Genomic DNA, 320 nt, shown 5'->3' on the forward strand with positions numbered 1-320 from the left:
ATATCTGGTTTAAACACAGCTCACTGCTGGGCGAAATGCCGCAGGAACGTCGCATGGACACCCTGTGCGAACTGAATGTTATGGAGCAGGTCTATAACCTGGGCCACTCAACCATTATGCGTTCAGCCTGGAAACGCGGTCAGAAAGTGACAATTCACGGCTGGGCTTACGGTATTCATGATGGTCTGCTGCGCGATCTGGACGTCACGGCTACCAGCCGCGAAACACTGGAGCAACGCTACCGACAGGGGTTGTCGAACCTCAGCCAGAAGCACAGCAACCATAAGTAAGGTGATATTGCCGGGTGGCGGTCACGCCTT

Annotated in this window: 1 protein-coding gene; it reads left to right on the forward strand. The window is 54.4% G+C overall.

Translation table 11 applies throughout. The features are described from left to right. Nucleotides 1-290: carbonic anhydrase (locus FDX22_RS03615; RefSeq protein WP_304571752.1), on the forward strand; the 290-nt coding region annotated here is incomplete at its 5' end. Nucleotides 291-320 lie beyond the last annotated feature (30 nt).

The sequence above is a fragment of the Citrobacter sp. TBCS-14 genome (assembly GCF_005280805.1).
Taxonomy (GTDB): Bacteria; Pseudomonadota; Gammaproteobacteria; order Enterobacterales; family Enterobacteriaceae; genus Citrobacter; species Citrobacter gillenii.